The following is a 21409-nucleotide window of genomic DNA, read 5'->3' on the forward strand; positions in this document are numbered from 1 at the left end:
GGCAAAAGAGGTACGCGATGAACACCTATCAACAGATTGGCCCGCAGCAAGACACCCACAGCAAGGTGATCGGTTACCTGCTGTGGATTTTCGGTTTTACCGGCGCGCATCGCTTTTATTACGGTAAACCGGTCACCGGCACGATCTGGTTTTTTACCTTCGGCTTGCTGGGTATCGGTTGGCTGATCGACCTGTTCCTGATCCCGGCCATGGACCGCCAGGCAGACCTGCGCTTTACCGCCGGGCCCATCGAATACAACCTGGCATGGATTCTGTTGACGTTCCTAGGGGTGTTCGGCGTGCACCGCATGTATCAGGGCAAATGGATCACCGGGCTGATTTACCTGCTGACCGGCGGCTTGTTTCTGGTGGGAGTGCTGTATGACTTTCTGACGTTGAACACTCAGATTTCCATCCGCAATGCCGAGCGCAATAACGGGCGTTGATATCTCTGGCTGAATAGAAAGCTGAGTGTGGGAGGGGTAAGTTCCCTCCCCACACCTTTTCCCCGCGACCGTTTAGGCCTGGTAGCTGATGCGCCCATCCACCAAGGTGTAGCGCACGCTCGCCGGCAGGCTATGGCCGATGAACGGGCAGTTTTCGCCCTTGGACAGCCAGTGTTCCCCGGCGAGGGTAGAGCTGGCCGGATCAAACAGCACCAGATCCGCCGCCGCCCCCACCGCCAACTTGCCAGCCGGCAGACGCAACGCCTCGGCAGGGCCGCTGCTCAAGCGCGCCAGCAGCGTCGGCAGGTCCAGCAAGCCTTCTTCCACCAATGTCATCGCCAGTGGCAATAACAGCTCGACGCTGCTGATGCCAGGCTCGGTCGCACCGAAGGGCGCGAGCTTGGCATCGCGCTCGTGGGGTTGGTGATGGCTGGAAATCGCCGAAACCACGCCCGATTTCACCGCCGCGCGCAAACCTTCCCGGTCTGCCAAGGTGCGCAGGGGCGGCTGTACGTGGTACAGGCTGGAGAAGTCGATCAGCGCCTCGTCCGTCAGGATCAACTGATACAGCGCCACATCCGCCGTGACCGGCAGGCCGCGGGCCTGGGCCTGAGCGATCAGGGCCACGCCCCGGGCGCTGGTCAGCTGGCTGAAGTGCGCGCGCACGCCGCTTTGTTCCACCAGCAACAGGTCGCGGGCCAGGGCCACGGTTTCGGCGGTTTCCGGGATGCCCGGCAGCCCGAGGAAACTGGCCACGGCGCCTTCATGGGCCAGGCCGCCTTCGGCCAGGTCGCGGTCCTGGGAGTGGAAGATCACCGTCAGGTCGAAAGTGGCCGCGTACTCCAGTGCGCGGCACAGCGTGCGGGTGCTGCGGAAACTTTCCAGGCCGTTGCCGAACGCCACGCAACCGGCATCGCGCAGGGCGATCAGCTCCGCCAGTTGCTCGCCGTCCAGACCTTTGCTCAGGGCGCCGATGGGGAACACTTTGCAATTGCCGGCTTCGCGGGCGCGGTCGAGGATCAGTTCGGTCACCGCCGAGGTATCGAGGATCGGCTTGGTATGCGGCGGACAGCACAGGCTGGTCACGCCTCCGGCGGCGGCGGCGCGTGTTTCGCTGGCGATGCTGCCTTTGCGGCTGTAACCCGGCTCGCGCAGGGCGACGCTCAGGTCCACCAGACCTGGCGCGGCTACCAGGCCCTTGGCGTCGATGTGTTCGCTGGCGCTGAAACCGGCAGGCGCGGCGCCGATGGCGATGATCTTGCCGGCTTCCACATGAAGATCGGTGATTTGATCCAGGCCGCTGGCCGGATCGATGACTCGGGCGCCGAGAATGCTGAGCTTCACTGGGCGTTCTCCTGCTCGAATTGACGTTGCGCGGTTTGCCCGCTCATGGCCATGGACAAGACCGCCATGCGCACGGCGATGCCGTAGGTCACCTGGTTGAGAATTACAGACTGGTTGCCGTCGGCCACCGCCGATTCAATTTCCACCCCACGGTTGATCGGCCCCGGGTGCATCACGATGGCATCCGGCTTGGCGCCGGCCAGGCGTGTGGTGGTCAGGCCGAACAGGCGGTAGAACTCGCCTTCGCTCGGCAGCAGGCCACCGGCCATGCGCTCGCGCTGCAGGCGCAGCATGATCACCACGTCCACATCCTTGAGGCCTTCGGTCATATCGGTGTAGACCTTCACGCCGTACTGCTCGATACCGATGGGCAGCAGGGTTTTCGGTGCGATCACGCGAATATCCGGGCAGCCCAGGGTCTTCAGGGCCAGCATGTTCGAGCGCGCCACCCGCGAGTGCAGGATGTCGCCGACGATGGCCACCGAGAGGTTTTCAAAGCTGCCCTTGTGCCGGCGAATGGTGAGCATGTCGAGCATGCCCTGGGTCGGGTGGGCGTGGCGGCCGTCGCCGCCGTTGATGATCGCCACCTGCGGGCACACGTGCTCGGCGATGAAATGCGCGGCGCCGGAGTCGCCGTGGCGCACCACGAACATGTCGGCGGCCATGGCTTCCAGGTTGCGCAGGGTGTCGAGCAGGGTTTCGCCCTTGCTCGCCGACGAGGTGGAAACGTTCAGCGTAATCACGTCGGCCGACAGCCGCTGGGCCGCCAGTTCAAAGGTGGTGCGGGTGCGCGTGGAGTTCTCGAAGAACACGTTGCAGATGGTTTTGCCGCGCAGCAGCGGGACTTTCTTCACTGCCCGGCCGCCGACTTCGAGGAACGAGTCAGCGGTGTCGAGGATTTCGGTGAGCAGTTCGCGGGGCAAACCGTCGAGGGACAAGAAGTGTTGCAACTGACCCTGAGCATTGAGCTGCAGCGGGCGCTTGGCATCTAGAGGCGTCATCGCGGGGACTCTTTACAAGGCGGTTTAAGGGGCGAGGTCTTGCAGTTCGAGTTCGAGCGGCGTGGGACCGGACAATTTTACCCGCTGATGGGCTTGCAGCGACAGGGTGGCGCCGACCACATCGGGGCTGATCGGTAATTCGCCGGCGTCCAGGTCCAGCAGGCACACCAGGGTCACGCTGGCCGGGCGGCCGTAGTCGAACAGTTCATTCATGGCCGCGCGAATGGTGCGCCCGCTCATCAGTACGTCGTCGATCAGCACCAGGTGCTGGCCTTCGATTTCAAAGGGCAGGGCGGATGGGCGGACTTGCGGGTGCAGGCCGTTCTGGCTGAAGTCGTCGCGGTAGAAGGACACATCCAGCGTGCCGAGCGGCGACTCGCTGCCCAGTGCTTCGAGCAACGCCTGGGCGACCCATACGCCACCGGTGCGGATGCCGATAAAGCGCGGTTCTTTGATGCCGCGGTGTTCCAGGTGCGCCTTGAGGCGTATTGCCATCTGGCTGATCAGTTCGGCGGGATTGGGCAGGCTCATGGTGGCTCCTTCTAGGCCTTGCGCCTCGAGGTGGCGGCAGGGGTCGGGCTCAAACGTAAAAAGACGCGGCAAGCCGCGTCAGTCAGGATTCAAATAAAGCCGTGTTTTCATCCAGCCAACCCTGCAACAGCAGGGCGGCGGCGATGGCATCCACGGGGTTGTCGCGGTAGCTGCCCTTCTGCCCGCCACGGTCACGGCGTTCACCCTTGGCTTCGAAGGTGGTCAGGCGCTCGTCATGGGTATAGAAGGGGATGTTGTAGCGGCCATTGAGGCGGCGCGCGAACTTCTCGGCGCGCAGGCACATGTCGCTGGGCGTGCCGTCCATATTCAGGGGCAGGCCGACGACGACCGCGTCGGGTTTCCATTCCTTGATCAGGGCTTCGACCTGATTCCAGTCCGGGATGCCGTTCTGGGCCTTGAGGGTGCACAGCTCACGGGCCTGGCCGGTGATAACCTGGCCGACCGCCACGCCGATCTGCTTGGTGCCGTAGTCAAAACCGAGGATCAAGCGCAAAGCCATCAGGCGTGCCCCGCCTGACTGGTCAGCAGGCTGAGGTTGACCCCAAGCTTTGCCGCCGCCGCGTCCAGGCGCAGTTCGCTGGCGGTGCTGAACAGAATGTCGGGGTCAAACGGGCAGGTCAGCCAGGCATTGCCGGCCAGCTCGGCTTCCAGTTGTCCGGCTTCCCAGCCGGCATAACCCAGGGTGATGACGCTTTGCTCGGGGCCCACGCCGTCGGCGATGGCGAACAACACGTCCTGGGAAGTGGACAGCGACACACCGTCCAGGTCCACCGTGGCCTGGAACGTTGGCCCGGTAGGGTGCAATACGAAGCCGCGATCGGTCTGTACCGGGCCGCCAATGTAGATCGGCACGCCCTGGCAACGTGCCGGCGGGTCAACTTCGGGGCGCAGTTGCTCGAGGATATCGGCCAGGTTCAGCTCCTGCGGGCGGTTCACGATCAGCCCCATGGCACCATTGGCCGTGTGCTCGACGATGTAGGTCAAGGTGTGCGCAAAGTTCGGGTCGGCCATGTGGGGCATGGCGATCAGGAATTGGTGCTTGAGGTAGGTCGGGCTGACATTTTTCATGCCCGCTAGTGTGGCGGCGCGGGGGCGAACTGACAAGCCAGGTGTGATCGCCGATCAGTTGCTGGAGAGTCGATCGCCCTTGGCGAATTTCCAGGTGCGGATGATTTCCAGGCGGTCCACATCATTCAAGTCCCCGGTGAACGGTGCAAACGGCGCCGCCAGGCGCACGATGCGCTGGGCGGCCTGGTCCAGCAGCGGCTGCCCGGAAGATTCCAGCACCTGCACTTCATACAGCGTGCCGTCGCGGTTGATCGACACCAATAGGCGCAGATTGCCGTAGATCTGCTGGCGGCGAGCTTCTTCGGGATAGTTAAGATTGCCGATGCGCTCGACTTTCTTGCGCCATTCGTCCTTATACCAGGCGCCTTTATCACGCATGGTCGAGGCCGCGTTCAGGCGGTAGATGCGCGGGCGCTTGGCGTACAGCTGTTGTTCGTTGGCCAGTTCGGCTTCCAGGCTGGAGATCTCGTCGGACAGTTGCGAGCTGTCGAACGTCGGCGCCGGTTTTACCGGCTCGGGCTGCGGCTCGGTCTTGGTCTTCTCGCGCTGGGTCGGGGCTTTCTGCGGCTTGGGCGCCACGGTGGTCACAGCGGCTTTTGGCGCGGCCTGCTTGACCTCCGGCTTGGGCGCCGGCGGCGGCGTGACTTTATTGACCTTGTTGTCCTGGAAGGGCGCCACTTCAGTGGTCTTGGGGACCGCTTTCTTGTCCAGCGTGCCGCTGCCTTGCTGATTATCCTGCGCGAGAAAGTCGGCCTTTTCAGGCTTCTTTTCGCTTTTGAAGGTGGCGAGGGTGATTTCCAGGGTCTTGGTGATCTGCTTGGGCTCGACCATGGTAAAGCCCACGCCGAGGATGACGGCCAGGTGAATCAACGCTGCCAGGAACAGGGTAAAACCGAGCCGATCAGCCGGGCGCACGCCGCTGTGGGAGAGTTCGGGGGGCAGCTCGGACGGGAGGGACATAAAAACCAACATCGCGTATTTCGAGGTTCGGCATGATAACGCAATGTTGGTTTTTAGCTTCATGCGACAAGTTACAAGCTGCAAGCTTTGGCGCGGTCAGCCTTGAACTTGCCGCTTGGAGCTTGTCACCTGCAGCTTCGCGTCTATCGCGGCCATCAACATTTCGCCGATGTTCGTGCCAAATGCGTTATCGATCTCGCGGATGCATGTCGGGCTGGTCACGTTGATTTCAGTGAGATGCTCGCCGATCACGTCCAGACCGACAAACAGCAGGCCTTTTTCCCGCAGCGTCGGGCCGACCTGCGCGGCGATCCAGCGGTCTTTGTCCGACAGCGGGCGTGCCTCACCGCGCCCGCCGGCGGCCAGATTGCCTCGGGTCTCACCGGCGGCCGGGATGCGCGCCAGGCAATAATCCACCGGTTCGCCGTCGATCATCAGGATGCGCTTGTCGCCGTCCTTGATTGCCGGCAGATAGGCCTGGCCCATAATTTGCTGGCTGCCCAGCACGGTCAGGGTTTCCAGGATCACCGACAGGTTGGGGTCGCCGGCGCGGTGGCGGAAGATCGAGGTGCCGCCCATGCCGTCCAACGGTTTAAGGATCACGTCACCGTGTTTGGCGGCGAATTCACGCAGCACATCGGCGCGGCGGCTGACCACGGTGGGCGGGGTGCATTGCGGGAAGAGGGTGGCGAACAGCTTTTCATTGCAGTCGCGCAGGCTCTGCGGCTTGTTGACGATCAATACGCCGTCGCGCTCAGCCTGCTCCAGCAGGTACGTGGAGTAGACGAACTCCATGTCGAACGGCGGGTCCTTGCGCATCAGGATCACGTCCAGATCGCTCAGGGGGCTGTCGATTTCATCCTGCAGTTCAAACCATTTTTCGGGGTTGGCGAACACTTGCAGCGGGCGCATGCGCGCACGGGCCTGGCCCTCGCCCTGGTACAGGTCGCGCTGCTCCATATAGAACAGGGTCCAGCCACGGGCCTGGGCGGCCAGGAGCATGGCCAGCGAGCTGTCCTTTTTATAGGAAATGCTGGCGATAGGGTCCATGACAATGCCGACGCGAACGCTCATGGGGGATTTCCTCTGGCAAATTGGGCGCATAAAAGTGGCGTCAGAGTGGCGCTGACGCTGTTGTGGGTCAAGGAAAAACCACCTGGCGGGTGCCTCGATAGATTGCTCCCCGAGACTGTGCTAAAAAGGCTGCCACGACGCAGCAGGCCGTGAATTCCAAGGCCCGCGGCGCTCATCCTGTGCAACATCAGGCAGTACACACCGAAAACCGATTCGCTGTGGCGATGGTAGAGCAGATATGGAACAGCATTCCAACGCCTTGAGGGTGATGGTGATCGACGATTCGAAGACGATCCGCCGTACCGCCGAGACGCTGTTGAAAAACGCGGGGTGCGACGTCATCACGGCCATCGACGGTTTCGATGCCCTGGCGCGGATTGTGGATCATCACCCGCACATTATCTTTGTCGACATCATGATGCCGCGCCTGGATGGCTATCAGACCTGCGCCCTGGTGAAGAACAACCCGGCGTTCAAGGCGATCCCGGTGATCATGCTGTCATCCAAGGACGGCCTGTTCGATAAAGCCAAGGGGCGCATCGTGGGGGTCGACCAGTTTTTGACCAAGCCTTTCAGCAAGGAAGAACTGCTGGGTGCGATCAAGGCCTACGTGCCGGGGTTCGCCGCAGTGGAACAAGCACACTGACGCCGCTTCACAACGCCGGCGCCGACCAATGTAGTGGGGAAAACCATGGCACGTGTTCTGATCGTCGACGATTCGCCGACCGAAATGTACAAACTCACCGGCATGCTGGAAAAGCACGGGCACGAAGTGCTCAAAGCCGAAAACGGCGCGGACGGCGTGGCCCTGGCCCGTCAGGAAAAACCCGACGCCGTGCTGATGGACATCGTAATGCCGGGCCTCAATGGCTTCCAGGCCACCCGCCAGCTGTCCAAGGAGCCGGAAACCAACGGTATCCCGATCATCATCATCACCACCAAGGACCAGGACACCGACAAGATCTGGGGCGCGCGCCAGGGTGCCAAGGATTACCTGACCAAGCCGGTGGACGAAGAAACCCTGATCGCCACCCTGAACAAGGTGCTGGCCGGCTGACGGCACGCCATCATGACCGAGTCGCAGACCGCCTTCGAGCTGTTGCTGGACATCGACCGCCGCTGTCGCCTGTTGGCCGCCGACCTGCCGTCCCAGGATGCCGGCTTGCAGCGCTGGAGCGGGATTGGCTTTCGGGTGGGCGCGCACTGGTTTGTGGCGCCGATGGGGGAAGTCGCCGAAGTCCTGCATGAGCCGCGCTGCACGTTAATGCCCGGAGTCAAGACCTGGGTGCGAGGCGTGGCGAATCTGCGTGGGCGGTTGTTGCCGGTGATGGACCTCGGCGGGTTCCTCGGCGAGGCGCTGTCCAAGGCGCGCAAGCAACGGCGGGTGCTGGTGGTGGAATTCAATGACCTGTTTGTCGGGTTGCTGGTGGACGAGGTGGTGGGCATGCAGCATTTCGCGCAAGACGCTTTATTGGCCAGCGCCCAGCCAGGCGCGCCGTTTATCCAGGGCCGATTTGACGGCGAGCCGCTCTGGCAGGTTTTCAGCCCCTTCGCCCTGGCCCAGGCGCCGGGCTTCATGGATGTCGCCGCATGACCACCGTGACCCCGCCCAAACCCCAGGCCGGCTCGCGCAGCCGCTCGCAGATCATCGTGCTGTTTATCGCGCTGATCGTGTTCATCATGTTGTTGTTCGCCAACTTCGCCTACCTCAATACCCAATCCACTTACGACAAGCAGTACATCGGCCACGCCGGTGAATTGCGCGTGCTGTCCCAACGTATCGCCAAGAACGCCACCGAAGCCGCCGCCGGCAAGGCCGCCGCGTTCAAGCTGCTGGGCGAAGCGCGCAACGACTTTGCCCAGCGCTGGGGCTACCTGAAAAAAGGCGACCCGCAAACCGGCCTGCCCGCCGCCCCCAGCGCCGTGCGCGGCGAAATGCGCGCGGTGCAGACCGACTGGGAAGCCTTGCTGAAAAACACCGACGCGATCCTGGCCAGCGAACAAACGGTGCTGTCCCTGCACCAAGTGGCGGCGACCCTCGCCGAAACCGTGCCGCAATTGCAGATGGAATCGGAAAAAGTCGTCGATATCCTGCTTCAGCGCGGCGCGCCGGCCAGCCAGGTAGCCTTGGCCCAGCGCCAATCGTTGCTCGCCGAGCGCATCCTGGGCGCGGTCAATACCGTGCTTGCCGGCGACGAAACCGCCGTACAGGCTGCCGATGCCTTCGGTCGCGATGCCAACCGCTTCGGCCAGGTGCTCAATGGCATGCTCAACGGCAACCCGGGGCTGCGCATCACTCAGGTCGAAGACCGCGATGCCCGCGCACGGCTGGCGGAAATCGCCGAGCTGTTCGAATTCGTTTCCGGCTCGGTGGATGAAATCCTGGAAACCTCGCCCCAGTTGTTTCAGGTGCGCGCCTCGGCGAGCAATATTTTCAACCTCTCCCAGACCCTGCTCGATGAAGCCTCGCGCCTTGCCAGCGGCTTTGAAAATCTGGCCGGCGGGCGCAGTTTCGACACCATCGGCGGCTACGTACTGGGCCTGCTGGCGTTGACCTCGATTATCCTGATCGGCTTGGTGATGGTGCGTGAGACCAACCGCCAGTTGCACGAAACCGCCGAGAAAAACGAGCGCAATCAGAACGCGATCATGCGCCTGCTCGACGAAATCGAAGACCTCGCCGACGGCGATCTCACCGTGACCGCCTCGGTCACAGAGGATTTCACCGGCACCATCGCCGACTCCATCAACTATTCGGTGGACCAACTGCGCGATCTGGTGGCCACCATCAACCTCACCGCCGGGCAAGTGGCCGGTGCAGTGCAGGAAACCCAGGCCACCGCCATGCACCTGGCACAGGCGTCCGAGCACCAGGCCCAGCAGATCGCCGAAGCGTCCACCGCGATCAACCAGATGGCCCAGTCCATCGACCAGGTGTCGGCCAACGCCGCCGAATCCTCCGCGGTGGCCGAGCGCTCGGTGGAAATCGCCAACAAGGGCAACGAGGTGGTGCATAACACCATCCATGGCATGGACAACATTCGCGAGCAGATCCAGGACACCGCCAAGCGCATCAAACGCCTGGGCGAGTCCTCACAGGAGATCGGCGATATCGTCAGCCTGATCGACGACATTGCCGATCAGACCAACATCCTCGCTCTCAATGCGGCAATCCAGGCCAGCATGGCCGGCGACGCCGGGCGCGGGTTCGCCGTGGTGGCCGATGAAGTGCAACGCCTGGCCGAGCGTTCATCGGCGGCAACCCGGCAGATTGAAACCCTGGTGCGGGCGATCCAGGCCGATACCAACGAAGCCGTGATCTCCATGGAGCAGACCACCACCGAAGTGGTGCGCGGCGCGCGGTTGGCGCAGGACGCCGGGGTGGCGCTGGAAGAGATCGAGGGCGTGTCGAAAACCCTGGCGGCGTTGATCCAGAGCATCTCCAACGCGGCGCAGCAGCAGACCTCGTCGGCGGGGCAGATCTCCCTGACCATGAACGTGATCCAGCAGATCACCACGCAGACCTCGTCGGGTTCCACCGCTACCGCCGAAAGCATCGGCAACCTGGCGAAGATGGCGAGCCAGTTGCGCCGGTCGGTGTCGGGTTTCACCCTGCCGCCGCCCAAACAGGTCGACAGTTGACAGGTACAGGTTTCAAGAACACCAGCAATCCATGAATTCAAAGCGGAGCAGTTATGGTTGATCGGCACGACTACGTGGCCCTCGAATGGGTCAAGGACGACATTGCCGAGACCCTGCAACACGCCCGTTCGGCGCTGGACGCTTACGTCGAAACCGCCGACGGCGATGTGATCGACGAATGCCTGGCCGGCATCCACCAGGTGCACGGCGCGCTGCAGATGGTCGAGTTCTACGGCGCGGCGCTGCTGGCCGAGGAGATCGAGGCATTGGCGATGGCCCTGCGCGACGGGCAGGTCGGCCAGCGCGATGAGGGCATCCGCCTGCTGCAACAGGCCTTTGGCCAGTTGCCGCTGTACCTCGACCGCGTGCACAGCGCTCGCCGTGACTTGCCGCTGGTCGTCCTGCCGCTGCTCAACGACCTGCGCAGCGCCCGCGGTGAAAGCCTGCTGTCGGAAACCAGCCTGTTCAGCCCGCAACTGCTGTCGATTGCGCCGTTGCCCGACGAGGCCCTGGCCCGGCGCGCAGGGCCGGACCTTCACGAACACCTGCGCCAATGGCACCAACTGCTGCAACAGGCGCTGGCCGGGTTGCTGCGCGAGGATCACGGCCCGAGCAACCTGGAAGACATGGCGCGGGTGTTCGCGCGTCTGGAAGCGCTGTGCCAGGGCGCACCTCTGTTGCCATTGTGGCAAGTGGCCTCGGCGCTGGTCGAGGGCATGCTCACGGGCGTGATCGCCAACAGCCCGGCGCTGCGCAGCCTGCTCAAGGCCAGCGACAGGCAGCTCAAGCGCCTGCTGGCCCAGGGCATCGAGGGCATCAACCAGTCGGCGCCGGATGACCTGCTCAAGAGCCTGCTGTTCTATGTCGCCAAAGTCACCCGCCCGACGCCCCGCATGCAAAGCTTGAAAGAACGCTACGGCCTGGACGATGCCTTGCCCGACAGCGCCGTGGTGGATGCCGAGCGCGCGCACATGGCCGGGCCGGATCGCAATGCGATGGGCTCGGTACTCGGTGCGTTGTGCGAGGAGCTGGTGCGGGTCAAGGAGCGCCTGGACCTGTTCGTGCGCAGCGACCGCCAGCACGCCAGCGACCTTGACGCGCTGCTGGCACCGTTGCGACAGATCGCCGATACGCTGGCGGTGCTCGGCTTCGGCCAGCCGCGCAAAGTGATCATCGACCAGCTCGCCGTGGTGCTGAGCCTGGCCCAGGGCCATCGCGAACCGGACGATGCGGTGCTGATGGATGTGGCCGGCGCGCTCCTTTACGTCGAAGCCACGCTGGCGGGCATGGCCGGCACCGTCGAGCCGGAGAGCCGCGAAGAAAGCCGCCTGCCCACCACCGACCTGACCCAGATTCACCAATTGGTGCTGCGCGAATCCTGCCAGTGCCTGCGCCAGGCCAAAGAATTGGTGATCGACTGCATCGAGGCCGACTGGGACCGCCAACGCCTGGAATCCCTGCCGGAACTGCTGAGCCAGGTGCGCGGCGCGCTGGCCATGATCCCTCTGCCCCGGGCGGCCAGCCTGATGCGCGGTTGCACCGATTACGTCGATGCGCAGTTGATGGTCGACGAACAACCGCCGAGCGAGAAGCAATTGGCGCACTTCGCCGACGTAATCAGCAGCCTGGAGTATTACCTCGAACGCATGCTCCAGGACCCGGATGCCGCCGGCGAACGGGTGCTGGAATTGGCCACCCAGGGGCTGGTCGCGCTCGGCTACCTGCCGGCGGAAAAACCCTGGCGCCAAGCCCTGGCCGCGCCGGACGGTGCACTCTCTACCGAGGCTGCGCCCAGCCAATCCCAATTCGACGCATTGGCCAGCCCCACGTCGCGCCTCAACCCGCCGGCCTTGCAGCGCCCCGGCAGCCTGTTGCCGCCGCCGGCCGATGAAGCGCCGGTCGACGATGAGTTGCGCGAGGTGTTTCTCGAAGAGACCGACGAAGTCCTCGAGGTGCTGCACCGCTATCTGCCCAACAGCGCGGACAAAAACGCCCAAGGCGAGATGCGCCGCGCGTTTCACACCCTCAAAGGCAGCGGCCGCATGGTGCGCGCCCTGGTGCTGGCGGAACTGGCCTGGGCCGTGGAGAACCTGCTGAACCGCGTGCTCGAACGCAGCGTGACCCTGGGCCCGCAGGTGCAACAGGTGCTGGATGAAGCCGTGGCACTGTTGCCGGAATTGATCGCCGATTTTGCCCAGGGCGCCCAGCGCCAGCGCGATGAAGTCGACGCCCTGGCCGCCCGTGCCCATGGGTTGGCCAGTGGTGTCGCCGTGACGGCCGCCGAGCCCCATGACCCGCTGCTGCTGGAGATCTTTCGCAACGAAGCCCTGAGCCACCTCGACAGCCTCAACCGCTTCCTGGAACAGGCCGCCGAGCATGTGCCGCTGCAAGTCAGCGATGAACTGCAACGGGCCCTGCACACCCTCAAGGGCAGCGCCTACATGGCCGGCGTATCGCCCATCGCCGAACTGGCGCGGCCGCTGGATCACCTGACTCGCGAGTACAAGGCTCACCGCCTGCCGCTGGACCTGGATGAAGTGGAGCTGCTGCTGGAAGCCGAAGGCCTGTTCCAGCGAGGGTTGCGTCAGTTGGACAGCGACCCCCTTGCACCGATCTCGGGCGCCGCGGACCTGATTGCACGTACCCAACAGCTGCTCGAGCGCCAGCTCCAGGCGTTGCTCGACGCGCCCAGCAGTGGTCTGCGCATCAAGCGCAACCCGCACCTGATCGCCGATTTCCTGGCCCAGGGCATGGACATCCTGCTCGATGCCGAAAGCCTGCTGCGCCGCTGGCAGCAACACCCCGGCGAGCGCCAGGAACTCACCGCGCTGCTGGATGAGCTGACCACCCTCGGCGAAGGCGCGCATCACGCCGATCTGCATGCCATCGACGAGCTTTGCGAAGCCTTGCTCGACCTGTACGGCGCCGTGGAAGAAAGCAGCCTGGCGGTCAGCGAGCGGTTTTTCCAGGAGGCCGAACAGGCCCATGAAGCGCTGATCAACATGCTCGACCAACTCGCCGCCGGCCAGGAGATCAGCCCCGCGCCGGCTCGTGTACAGGCCTTGCGCGAGCTGTTGGATGAAGCCCTCGCCCCCTCGGCCACCGGCCTGATCACACGCCAGGGCGACCGCGCGCCGAACATTGCCGAACTGGGCGCGGCGACGCGGCAGTTGGATCACGCCACCACCGTGGACGATGAGATCGTCGAGATTTTCCTGGAAGAAGCGGTCGATATCCTCGACAGCGCCGGGCAATCCCTCAAGCGCTGGTTGCTGGAGCCCGAGAGCATGGCGCCGTTGTCGTCGTTGCAGCGCGACCTGCACACCCTCAAGGGCGGCGCGCGCATGGCCGAGATCGCGCCGGTAGCCGACCTGGCCCATGAACTGGAAGGCCTTTACGAAGGCCTGGTCGACCGTCGCTACAACTACTCCAACGAACTGTCCCAGGTGTTGATGGCCAGCCATGAACGGCTGGCGCTGCAGCTGGAAGAGCTGCACCAGCATCAGGCCCTGAGCGACAGCACGGAGCTGGTGGCCAAAATCCGGGCGCTGCGCCACAACGGCGCCCCGGCAGCCGCCACGCCGGCGAGCGACGCGTCGAGTGCCGACCCTGAGTTGCTGGAGATCTTTCTCGAAGAAGCCGCCGACATCCTCGACAGCTCCGGCGCCGCGCTGCTGCGCTGGCAGGCCGAGCCGAGCAATCGCCAGGAGGTCGAAACCCTGCTGCGCGACCTGCACACCCTCAAGGGCGGCGCGCGCATGGTCGAGATCGGTCCGATTGGCGACCTGGCCCATGAACTGGAGTTTCTCTACGAAGGGCTGTCCGCCGGCCAACTGGTTGCAAGCCCGGAGCTGTTCGCGCTGCTGCAAGGTTGTCACGATCGCCTGGCACAGATGATCGACGCGGTGGCCGACGGCTTGCCGGTGGGCTCGGTGGACAAACTGATCGAGCGCATCAAGAGCCTGGTGCACCCCAGCGACGAGCCGCTGGGGCCGGTGGCGTTGCCGACGGGCAAGGCCGAGGCGGCGGTGGACCCGGCCGCCGATACGGTGAAAATTTCGGCGGATCTGCTTGATGACCTGGTCAATCTGGCCGGCGAAACCTCGATCTTCCGAGGGCGGATCGAGCAGCAGGTCAACGATGCCAGCGTCGCCCTCAACGAGGTGGAAACCACCATTGAGCGCATGCGCGATCAGTTGCGCCGCCTGGACACCGAAACCCAGGGCCGCATTCTCAGTCGCCAGAAAGTCGAGGCCGAGCGCCTGGGCTACGAAGAATTCGACCCGCTGGAAATGGACCGTCATTCGCAACTGCAGCAATTGTCTCGCGCGCTGTTCGAGTCGGCCTCGGACCTGCTGGACCTCAAGGAAACCCTGGAACGGCGTAACCAGGACGCGCACAACCTGTTGCAGCAGCAGGCGCGCATCAACACCGAGTTGCAGGAAGGCCTGATGCGTACCCGCATGGTGCCGTTCGAACGCATGCTGCCACGGCTCAAACGTATCGTGCGGCAGGTGGCGAGTGAGCTGGGCAAGGATGTCGAGTTCATCGTCGGCAATGCCGAGGGCGAAATGGACCGCAACGTGCTGGAGCGCATGGTGGCGCCGTTGGAGCATATGTTGCGCAACGCCGTCGACCACGGCCTGGAGTCCCGGGAGGTGCGCCTGGCCGCCGGCAAGCCGGAAAAGGGCCGCATCACCCTCGACCTGACTCATGAAGGCGGCGATATCGTCTTCGACATGCGCGACGACGGTGCCGGCGTGCCGCTGGACGCGGTGCGGCGCAAGGCGATCAAGCGCGGCCTGCTCAGTCCTCAGCAAGAGATCAGCGACCGTGACGTGCTGCAGTTCATCCTGCAACCGGGCTTCTCCACTGCGGAAAAAATCACCCAGATTTCCGGGCGCGGCGTGGGCATGGACGTGGTGCATGAAGAAGTGCGCCAGCTCGGCGGTTCGATGGTGATCGACTCGACGCCGGGGCAGGGCGTGCATTTCCGCATCCGCCTGCCTTTCACCGTGTCGGTCAATCGTGCGTTGATGGTGCAGTGCGCGGACGAGCAGTACGCGATCCCGCTCAACACCATTGAGGGCCTGGTGCGTGTGCTGCCCCATGAACTGGCGGGCCACTATCAGCAGGACCCGCCGTGCTACGAGTATGCCGGCCAGCGCTATGAGCTGTTCTACTTGGGCGACCTGCTGCACACCGTCGCGCGCCCGAAACTGCTGGGCCAGTACCAGCCCGTGCCGGTGCTGCTGGTGCAGTGCAATGAGCGGCATGTGGCGGTGCATGTGGACGCCATGGCCGGCACGCGTGAGATTGTGGTCAAGGGCTTGGGCCCGCAATTTGCCGGGGTAAAAGGCGTCTCGGGGGCGACCATTCTCGGAGACGGTCGCGTGGTGCTGATCATCGACCTGCTGGCCCATATCCGCGCCCGGCCAGCGGCATTGCCGGCCCAGGCGAGCCACGCGCCGCTGATCCTCAACGATCCCCTGAAAAAGCGCCCGCTGCTGGTGTTGGTGGTCGACGACTCGGTGACGGTGCGCAAAGTTACCAGCCGCCTGCTGGAGCGCAACGGCATGAACGTACTCACCGCCAAGGACGGCATTGACGCCCTGGCCGTGCTTGAGGAACACACCCCGGACCTGATGTTGCTGGACATAGAAATGCCGCGCATGGACGGCTTTGAAGTGGCGATTCAGGTGCGTAACGACCCGCGGCTGATGCGCCTGCCGATCATCATGATCACCTCTCGCACCGGCCAGAAACACCGCGACCGCGCCATGGCCATCGGCGTCAACGATTACCTGGGCAAGCCGTACCAGGAGTCGGTGCTGCTCGAAAGCATCGCTTACTGGAGCAAGTCCCATGCTTGACCATCGCGCCAGCCAGGTCACCGGCCTGCTTCTGCCCCTGGCCGACCGGCACCTGATACTGCCCAACGTGGCCGTGGCCGAACTGATCGATTTTCAGCGCGGCGAACCGGCCAGTGATGCGCCGCCGTGGTATTTGCGGCAAGTCACCTGGCGTGACCGGCAAATCCCCCTGATCAGCTTTGAAGCCGCCTGCGGCGAAGCTATTGTCGTCGGCGAACGCTCGCGCATCGTGGTGCTGAACGCACTGGGCGGGCGGCCGACCTTGAAGTTCATCGCACTGGTGATCCAGGGGATTCCGCGGTCGTACAAGCTCGACAGCGAGCTGAGCTATGTGGACGTGCCGCTCAGCCCGCTGGAGCTGGCAGCGGTGCAGGTGGGCGAGCATGTGGCGAAGGTGCCGGATTTGATGGGGCTGGAAGCCTTGCTGGTCGAGTCAGGCCTGGCCTGAGCTGCGCATTTTCTGAGAAATGAAAGGCGTCCTATGATGAGGGGCCTTTTCCGGTTCAGGGACGCTGCAGCCGATGAAAATCAGCAATCAGCATACCCGCCAGATACACCATCAAAATCACCACGCCCGCGTCCAATAAACGCCAGACTTTTGCCGAACGGAATAGCCCCGTCAACCTCTGGCATCCCAACGCCAAAACCACAAACCACACCAGCGACGCAGTCATTGCTCCGACGGCAAAGAACGCTTGTTGGCTGACGGGCTTTACCGCGCCAATAGAGCCAATTAGCACCACGGTATCCAGCCAAGCATACGGATTGGCAAATCCAAGTATCACCGCTGTGCGCAGCAATCCCCGTTGTGAGGTGAGGTTGCTTCGAGTGTCCGGCATCGACTGGTTACGCAGACAAGCCAATAACCGCTGCCAGCCGAACCACAATAGGTAGGCCGCTCCCGACAGCAGCAGAAACGCCACTAAACCTGGCTTTGTGCCAAGTAACGAGCCCAAGCCCATGACCCCAAGAGCGATGAGGATGATGTCGGCGAACACGCATACCGCCACCACCCCCCAGACAGGGCTGCGACTGACACCCTGGCGAATAACCAGGGTGTCCTTCGGTCCAGGAGCGGCGAACAGTCCGATGCCCAGTAACAGGCCTTCGAGATAAAAAGCGTTGAAGTCTGGAGTCATGAAGCGCTCAGCCGCCTGTGTATCAGATCAATTGAAGGGGGTGATTACCGAAGCTGGTATGGCGCGTGTCGGCGGCGTTTTTCAAGTCGATCGGCTGGTGGCGGAAAAAGCTTGTCAGTTCCTGCTCCGAATCAGGGTTGACGAAGTAAATGAGAGAGCTGCGCGGCATTGGTCTCCGAGGCGTCAGAACCGCGTGGTACGCAGCGGGAATCGCACAATCCGAGAGCTCGGTCAGTAACGATCCGGCCAAGATTGCTACCTCGTTCTCCAAGAGGCGCACCGGCTCCAGCGAGCTGCCTCGAACCAGAACGAGGCCATCACGAGTAGGCTTGATAAATGACAACAGATGACCATCCTCGTGAGGATCCTGAGCAAACTGGCGCTGACCCGACCCGGAATTAGCTCCATAGACACACAGTTGCAGATAGGACGCTGCACGCAAAGAGTTCAACGAAGTGGCTCCAAACTCCGCGCAAATTCCGTCCATCAATCCCTGGGCAAGCTCGCTGATCTGTTGTTCAAAAGCTGTGACGGCGGCAAAAAAATCACTTCGTGTGAATTCAAAGGCTCTTCGTTTTAATGAATGTGCAGGCCAGTAACAAAATCGCTCACATAGGTCTGGCTGCTCCTCAAGGCTCGAGTACTCAGCGCCAAAGGGGAAAAATCCATCGGTGTCTTTTTCGAAGGAAAACGAGGCTTTGGTGGCTGGTGATATTGCGGGGTATCCATCAACGATTTTTTTGTAATCCAGCAGCATCGCTTCTGATATTTGCAGGGTGCCGAAGCCTGTTTGAGCAATGGATTCACAGCACGCTTTAATGTGGTTCATGGCTATATCCAAAGGTAGATGTAAAGGAATGCAACAAACACTAGGTTCGCAAGCATGCGAGAAACTACGACACTGGATATGACCGGCTAAAAGGGTGCCATCCATGTCCTTCACAACATCGCCAGCAGGTGGCGAGTGTGCATGGTTCAAGACACGGGGCGGCGGACAGGTTGTCTTTTTTGGCGGACAAAGAAATGACGTTCACCTAAAAACGGGAACCGTACACTTCGTATGAATATAAGAACGCGAGATACCCTCAGGTCATTGGTTGCACGGCGCAGCCGCGAATTGGGCAAGCCGCTGACTGCGCTGGCCAAGGAAGCAGGAATTTCCAGGACTTACCTGTACGGTCTAGCGGCTGGAGCGTCCAGGGACCCATCGGTACGCACGCTGATCAAGCTGGCGAAGGCATTGCAGGTTTCTCCCTTGCTGTTGTTTCGCTACTTCGCTGACCTGACAGGCGCGCCCGCTAATGCGTGCTCAATGGCTACCACCAATCGGGCTGCAGGTATTGATGATCCGGAGGACGTTGCGGTGTTCAATGCCGATGTCACGACGCCTGATCAAGCCGTCGTGTTGCCGGGGGAAGTTTTTCAGAAAACCTGGGAGATTCAGAACCTTGGCACACGACCTTGGCGAGGGCGACGACTGGTGCGTGTTGATAGGGAATATGTGATTGCCCGCCGCGCAGATCCACAAGGCCAGTTGGAGGTTGTGATGGATATTCATTTGCGTAGCCTGCACAGCGAGCTCCCTATTGCCGATACGCTGCCGGGCCAGCCGGTGCATATCAGTGTGGAGTTTGCAGCACCCAAAGAGACCTGCACGGTGGCTTCAGTCTGGAGAATCGAGGATGAGCAGGGGAAACCCTGTTACGGGCCTGCGTTCATTTTGCATGTAGTGGTTAACGTCATGGCGCGTTGAGCGTCCGGTTGGCTTTTTCCTTAGTCAATCCGCGCAAACCGCTCAATCATCGGCTGCTCCCGATGCTCGGCCTGCCACAAGTCGTGGGCACTTTGCATCGACAACCATAACTGCGCAGTACTCACGCCGGCTCGCTCCAACCTGACGGCAAGGTCTGGGCTGACGGGGGCGTGGCCATGCAAGATCCTTGAAAAAGTCTCGCGGGCGAAGCCATGGCGTCTGGCAATTCGGTGATGGTAATACCGAGGGCCGGGACTACATCCTCAAGCAGAATTTCGCCTGGGTGAGGTGGGTTGTGCATGGCTATATGGGGCTTAGTGTTCGGACTCATCATGTTTGCCCTTGGTGGGATTTGGACGAAAAAGGCTAGAGAGGCGAGTCCCGAGCAACAACCTGAAATCCTTGTCGGAATATTCTGTGTGGCGAGCGGGCTTGCCCTAATGCCGTTCAGTTAAGCGAAAGTGATTCACTGTAGGAGCGAGCTTGCTCGCGAAAAACGCCCAGGCAACGCGTTCATTCTCGATAAGCGCGGTGGCCCTGAGTTCTTCGCGAGCAAGCTCGCTCCTACAAAAAGCCTTAACTGAACGGCATTAGGGCTTGCCCCGCGTTGGGCTGCGCAGCAGCCCCAAAACCTGCCAACTCGGTTTACCTGAAGCAACGCATTTATCTTGCTGGGGCTGTTGCGCAGCCCAACGCGGGCGGTGCGACGATTCGACAAGCCCGCTCGCCACAGAAAGCGCTTTGCGCTTGCGAGGTGTGACCAGCCTTCGGATTTTTCCTGCAAGATTTTGGGCCGTGCATGAACTTGTCGCGTGCAGCCCGCGCGCCTAGTCTTCGACCCGTCATCGCAAAAAACGGTGACACGGACGTGCAAGTCCGGTTACATGTCGGCGCACCAACGCCCATAGCCATTCAGCGGGCGTTTTTTATGCCTGCTGTATTTGTTATGGCGGCTGTGCGTGGGAGACCTTTCGGGGTCTGCCGGGGTCCGATATGCCCGGTCTTGCACACCTGCGCACAGCTGCCACCTTAATTCGCGTGCAAGCGGAAAAGGGCAGTCTCCATCACATATCGGAGTTGTAAATCATGGTCAAACCTACACCCAATCCACCCACAAGCCTCTTCACGGTAAACCCCCACCAAAACACCGAAACCCTGCTGGTCAACGCCAGCGAAACGCTGTCCTCCCTCAACGCATTGACCTGCAACCTGGCCTTCGACCTGGACACTTCCCAGCGCGCCATCATGCTCGGGATCCAGCAAATGGCCGAGTTGGGGCAGTTGTTAGTGGATAGAGCGCTGGAACAGGTAAGCCCTTCGCCGGAAAAGGTTCCAAACAGGGGCTGATCATTTCCTTTTGGGATCGCTATCTAACAGACACCACTGAGCAAATGTGGGAGGGGCGGTGCGACGATTCCACTTGCTCCCGATGGCGGTGTATCAGCCTCAGTAACTGTTACTGAACCATCACTATCGGGGTAAGCCCCTCCCACAATCTGTAGAGCTCAATCATCGGCTGCTCCCGATGCTCGGCCTGCCACAAGTCGTAGGCGCTTTACATCGACGGCCATAGCCGTGCGGTAGCCACGCCGGCCCCAAAAAGTCTTACTTTACTCCTAACCGATGTAAGACGTGGATCGAAAAGTAGTCTGAAGTTTCTGTAAGTTCATTTCCCGAGTTTTGGCTGATTTTTGAGTGCTAGCTTTTGACGCTCAACCCCATCAGCGAAGGATTCGCAAATGGCTGTCCCTCCAATGCCCCCAGGCGTGTCGCTGCAAGACAATATCGCCCTGGCCAACAACCGCAGGATGCATTTGAAGCCTGGTTCGGCGTTCACCTATTCATGGTTTTACTCACAAGTCAGAGGGCGTGGCCCTTGGGATTACAAACAGAAAAGTCGCGAGTACGAGGCGTTTGGTAACTTCAACTATGGGGTTACCGGAACGGTGTTGGGTATCCCCGAAGGTGTGTTGCTTAGAGCGGCAGGTGCTGCGCAAAAATCAGCGGGTACCTCTCGGACGGAATTTGGAGATTGGTGGGGTGATGCGCCATATGGCGATGACCATAGCGACCAGCATTGGATCAAGGAGGGCATCGAATATGCCAGAGCTCAAGGGTATTAAGTGGTCGGTCCAGGTCTTGCTCAACGGGTTGCTGGTGGTGTGTCTCGGGTACTTGGGCGTTGGTTGGTTGATGAGTCCCGGTACACCGGAGTTGGATGAGGTAGTACTCAGGTATTCCTTGAGTAACGGCAACTCTATTTATGGCGTGCGGAATAGTCAGGGTGGTGCGACGGTGGGCTTTTCCTACAGGTACTACGTCCATAAGAATCTGGGTAATGATCACGAAATACTCACGTCATTGGTGTCGGCACATCCATTTCTAAAAACCAAGGAGCCTGATGTCCAAGTGACCCAGGTGGATGGAGTCCTCCACCTCATTGTTCGTGGGGAGGTTTATGAGTACCGCAGCTACCCGCTTGACGCTTTGGGGGCTGTGAGCATCGACATGAGGCTGTAGGCCTGCTGGCTTCGGATTTTTCCTGCAAGATTTTGGG

The 21409-nt window shown here is 61.8% G+C and carries 20 protein-coding genes and 1 pseudogene; 11 read left to right on the plus strand and 10 right to left on the minus strand.

Annotated elements, in window-relative coordinates; translation table 11 throughout:
• The first annotated feature begins 17 nt into the window (after positions 1 to 17).
• Positions 18 to 446 carry an NINE protein gene (locus OSC50_RS00415; RefSeq protein ID WP_219855145.1) on the plus strand — a complete coding sequence of 143 codons (429 nt, stop codon included), beginning with the start codon at positions 18 to 20 and terminating at the stop codon, positions 444 to 446.
• Between the two features lie 72 nt (positions 447 to 518).
• Here the strand turns inward: OSC50_RS00415 and OSC50_RS00420 are convergent, their stop codons facing one another.
• From OSC50_RS00420 to gshB, 7 genes are all read right to left on the minus strand, one after another.
• Positions 519 to 1790: a dihydroorotase gene (locus tag OSC50_RS00420; protein WP_181076534.1), complete on the minus strand. Its 1272-nt coding sequence runs from the start codon at positions 1788 to 1790 to the stop codon at positions 519 to 521.
• Positions 1787 to 2791 carry an aspartate carbamoyltransferase catalytic subunit gene (locus OSC50_RS00425; protein ID WP_181076535.1) on the minus strand — a complete coding sequence of 335 codons (1005 nt, stop codon included), beginning with the start codon at positions 2789 to 2791 and terminating at the stop codon, positions 1787 to 1789. The genes OSC50_RS00420 and OSC50_RS00425 overlap by 4 nt, the downstream gene beginning before the upstream one ends.
• Positions 2792 to 2815: 24 nt before the next feature.
• Positions 2816 to 3322, minus strand: coding sequence for a bifunctional pyr operon transcriptional regulator/uracil phosphoribosyltransferase PyrR (pyrR, locus tag OSC50_RS00430; RefSeq protein WP_266247258.1), 507 nt, complete (start codon positions 3320 to 3322; stop codon positions 2816 to 2818).
• A gap of 82 nt (positions 3323 to 3404) precedes the next feature.
• Positions 3405 to 3842, minus strand: coding sequence for a Holliday junction resolvase RuvX (gene ruvX / locus OSC50_RS00435; RefSeq protein WP_003176676.1), 438 nt, complete (start codon positions 3840 to 3842; stop codon positions 3405 to 3407).
• Positions 3842 to 4411, minus strand: a complete 570-nt coding sequence (locus tag OSC50_RS00440; protein WP_181076539.1) for a YqgE/AlgH family protein — start codon at positions 4409 to 4411, stop codon at positions 3842 to 3844. Before OSC50_RS00440 ends, ruvX begins: the two co-directional genes overlap by 1 nt.
• Before the next feature lie 54 nt (positions 4412 to 4465).
• Entirely contained in the window at positions 4466 to 5371 is a 906-nt protein-coding gene (locus tag OSC50_RS00445) for an energy transducer TonB (protein WP_181076540.1), read from the minus strand.
• A gap of 96 nt (positions 5372 to 5467) precedes the next feature.
• A complete protein-coding gene (gshB, locus tag OSC50_RS00450) occupies positions 5468 to 6445 on the minus strand; it encodes a glutathione synthase (RefSeq protein ID WP_253509703.1) in 978 nt (325 codons plus the stop codon).
• Positions 6446 to 6683: 238 nt separating this feature from the next.
• On the opposite strand from gshB, the gene pilG reads away from it, so the two are divergent.
• From pilG to OSC50_RS00480, 6 genes are read left to right on the plus strand one after another with little or no spacing between them, the layout of a single operon-like run.
• Entirely contained in the window at positions 6684 to 7091 is a 408-nt protein-coding gene (pilG, locus tag OSC50_RS00455) for a twitching motility response regulator PilG (RefSeq protein ID WP_181076543.1), read from the plus strand.
• A 45-nt stretch (positions 7092 to 7136) separates the two neighbouring features.
• Positions 7137 to 7502 (plus strand): twitching motility response regulator PilH, encoded by a 366-nt coding sequence (pilH, locus tag OSC50_RS00460; RefSeq protein WP_181076545.1) that lies wholly within the window; start codon positions 7137 to 7139, stop codon positions 7500 to 7502.
• 12 nt (positions 7503 to 7514) lie between these two features.
• Positions 7515 to 8039 carry a chemotaxis protein CheW gene (locus tag OSC50_RS00465; RefSeq protein WP_181076547.1) on the plus strand — a complete coding sequence of 175 codons (525 nt, stop codon included), beginning with the start codon at positions 7515 to 7517 and terminating at the stop codon, positions 8037 to 8039.
• Entirely contained in the window at positions 8036 to 10087 is a 2052-nt protein-coding gene (locus OSC50_RS00470) for a methyl-accepting chemotaxis protein (RefSeq protein ID WP_181076548.1), read from the plus strand. Before OSC50_RS00465 ends, OSC50_RS00470 begins: the two co-directional genes overlap by 4 nt.
• A gap of 53 nt (positions 10088 to 10140) precedes the next feature.
• The gene (locus tag OSC50_RS00475) at positions 10141 to 15960 is read left to right on the plus strand and encodes an Hpt domain-containing protein (protein WP_266247254.1); all 5820 of its coding nucleotides are present in this window, start codon (positions 10141 to 10143) and stop codon (positions 15958 to 15960) included.
• A complete protein-coding gene (locus OSC50_RS00480; RefSeq protein WP_253509701.1) occupies positions 15953 to 16408 on the plus strand; it encodes a chemotaxis protein CheW in 456 nt (151 codons plus the stop codon). Before OSC50_RS00475 ends, OSC50_RS00480 begins: the two co-directional genes overlap by 8 nt.
• 55 nt (positions 16409 to 16463) lie before the next feature.
• On the opposite strand, the gene OSC50_RS00485 is transcribed toward OSC50_RS00480, so the two are convergent.
• Positions 16464 to 17099 (minus strand): LysE/ArgO family amino acid transporter, encoded by a 636-nt coding sequence (locus tag OSC50_RS00485; protein WP_181076553.1) that lies wholly within the window; start codon positions 17097 to 17099, stop codon positions 16464 to 16466.
• 22 nt (positions 17100 to 17121) lie between these two features.
• Positions 17122 to 17928 (minus strand): 2OG-Fe(II) oxygenase, encoded by an 807-nt coding sequence (locus tag OSC50_RS00490; protein ID WP_266247252.1) that lies wholly within the window; start codon positions 17926 to 17928, stop codon positions 17122 to 17124.
• A gap of 288 nt (positions 17929 to 18216) precedes the next feature.
• Here OSC50_RS00490 and OSC50_RS00495 point away from each other — a divergent pair, with 288 nt between their 5' ends.
• Positions 18217 to 18852 (plus strand): NBR1-Ig-like domain-containing protein, encoded by a 636-nt coding sequence (locus OSC50_RS00495; RefSeq protein WP_253509699.1) that lies wholly within the window; start codon positions 18217 to 18219, stop codon positions 18850 to 18852.
• A 20-nt stretch (positions 18853 to 18872) separates the two neighbouring features.
• Here the strand turns inward: OSC50_RS00495 and OSC50_RS00500 are convergent.
• A pseudogene (locus OSC50_RS00500) lies at positions 18873 to 19159 on the minus strand (HigA family addiction module antitoxin).
• 779 nt (positions 19160 to 19938) lie between these two features.
• On the opposite strand from OSC50_RS00500, the gene OSC50_RS00505 reads away from it, so the two are divergent.
• The 3 genes from OSC50_RS00505 (at position 19939) to OSC50_RS00515 (ending at position 21372) form a co-directional block, all read left to right on the plus strand.
• Positions 19939 to 20199, plus strand: a complete 261-nt coding sequence (locus OSC50_RS00505) for a DUF6124 family protein (protein ID WP_253509698.1) — start codon at positions 19939 to 19941, stop codon at positions 20197 to 20199.
• 392 nt (positions 20200 to 20591) lie between these two features.
• On the plus strand, positions 20592 to 20975 hold the full coding sequence (locus OSC50_RS00510) for a polymorphic toxin type 44 domain-containing protein (protein ID WP_253509697.1): 384 nt from the start codon (positions 20592 to 20594) through the stop codon (positions 20973 to 20975).
• The gene (locus OSC50_RS00515) at positions 20953 to 21372 is read left to right on the plus strand and encodes a hypothetical protein (protein ID WP_266247251.1); all 420 of its coding nucleotides are present in this window, start codon (positions 20953 to 20955) and stop codon (positions 21370 to 21372) included. Before OSC50_RS00510 ends, OSC50_RS00515 begins: the two co-directional genes overlap by 23 nt.
• The last annotated feature ends 37 nt before the right edge of the window (positions 21373 to 21409 follow it).

Origin of the sequence: Pseudomonas quebecensis, from assembly GCF_026410085.1 — a bacterium.
Lineage (GTDB): Bacteria > Pseudomonadota > Gammaproteobacteria > Pseudomonadales > Pseudomonadaceae > Aquipseudomonas > Aquipseudomonas quebecensis.

Coding starts and splice junctions, on each gene's coding strand:
- pyrR (WP_266247258.1), bottom strand. CDS start 3,322: ATGAGCCTGCCCAATCCCGCCGAACTGATCAGCCAGATGGCAATACGC.
- ruvX (WP_003176676.1), bottom strand. CDS start 3,842: ATGGCTTTGCGCTTGATCCTCGGTTTTGACTACGGCACCAAGCAGATC.
- OSC50_RS00415 (WP_219855145.1), top strand. CDS start 18: ATGAACACCTATCAACAGATTGGCCCGCAGCAAGACACCCACAGCAAG.
- OSC50_RS00465 (WP_181076547.1), top strand. CDS start 7,515: ATGACCGAGTCGCAGACCGCCTTCGAGCTGTTGCTGGACATCGACCGC.
- OSC50_RS00445 (WP_181076540.1), bottom strand. CDS start 5,371: ATGTCCCTCCCGTCCGAGCTGCCCCCCGAACTCTCCCACAGCGGCGTG.
- pilG (WP_181076543.1), top strand. CDS start 6,684: ATGGAACAGCATTCCAACGCCTTGAGGGTGATGGTGATCGACGATTCG.
- OSC50_RS00480 (WP_253509701.1), top strand. CDS start 15,953: ATGCTTGACCATCGCGCCAGCCAGGTCACCGGCCTGCTTCTGCCCCTG.
- OSC50_RS00425 (WP_181076535.1), bottom strand. CDS start 2,791: ATGACGCCTCTAGATGCCAAGCGCCCGCTGCAGCTCAATGCTCAGGGT.
- OSC50_RS00485 (WP_181076553.1), bottom strand. CDS start 17,099: ATGACTCCAGACTTCAACGCTTTTTATCTCGAAGGCCTGTTACTGGGC.
- gshB (WP_253509703.1), bottom strand. CDS start 6,445: ATGAGCGTTCGCGTCGGCATTGTCATGGACCCTATCGCCAGCATTTCC.
- pilH (WP_181076545.1), top strand. CDS start 7,137: ATGGCACGTGTTCTGATCGTCGACGATTCGCCGACCGAAATGTACAAA.
- OSC50_RS00440 (WP_181076539.1), bottom strand. CDS start 4,411: ATGAAAAATGTCAGCCCGACCTACCTCAAGCACCAATTCCTGATCGCC.
- OSC50_RS00510 (WP_253509697.1), top strand. CDS start 20,592: ATGGCTGTCCCTCCAATGCCCCCAGGCGTGTCGCTGCAAGACAATATC.
- OSC50_RS00470 (WP_181076548.1), top strand. CDS start 8,036: ATGACCACCGTGACCCCGCCCAAACCCCAGGCCGGCTCGCGCAGCCGC.
- OSC50_RS00475 (WP_266247254.1), top strand. CDS start 10,141: ATGGTTGATCGGCACGACTACGTGGCCCTCGAATGGGTCAAGGACGAC.
- OSC50_RS00505 (WP_253509698.1), top strand. CDS start 19,939: ATGGTCAAACCTACACCCAATCCACCCACAAGCCTCTTCACGGTAAAC.
- OSC50_RS00490 (WP_266247252.1), bottom strand. CDS start 17,928: ATGAACCACATTAAAGCGTGCTGTGAATCCATTGCTCAAACAGGCTTC.
- OSC50_RS00515 (WP_266247251.1), top strand. CDS start 20,953: ATGCCAGAGCTCAAGGGTATTAAGTGGTCGGTCCAGGTCTTGCTCAAC.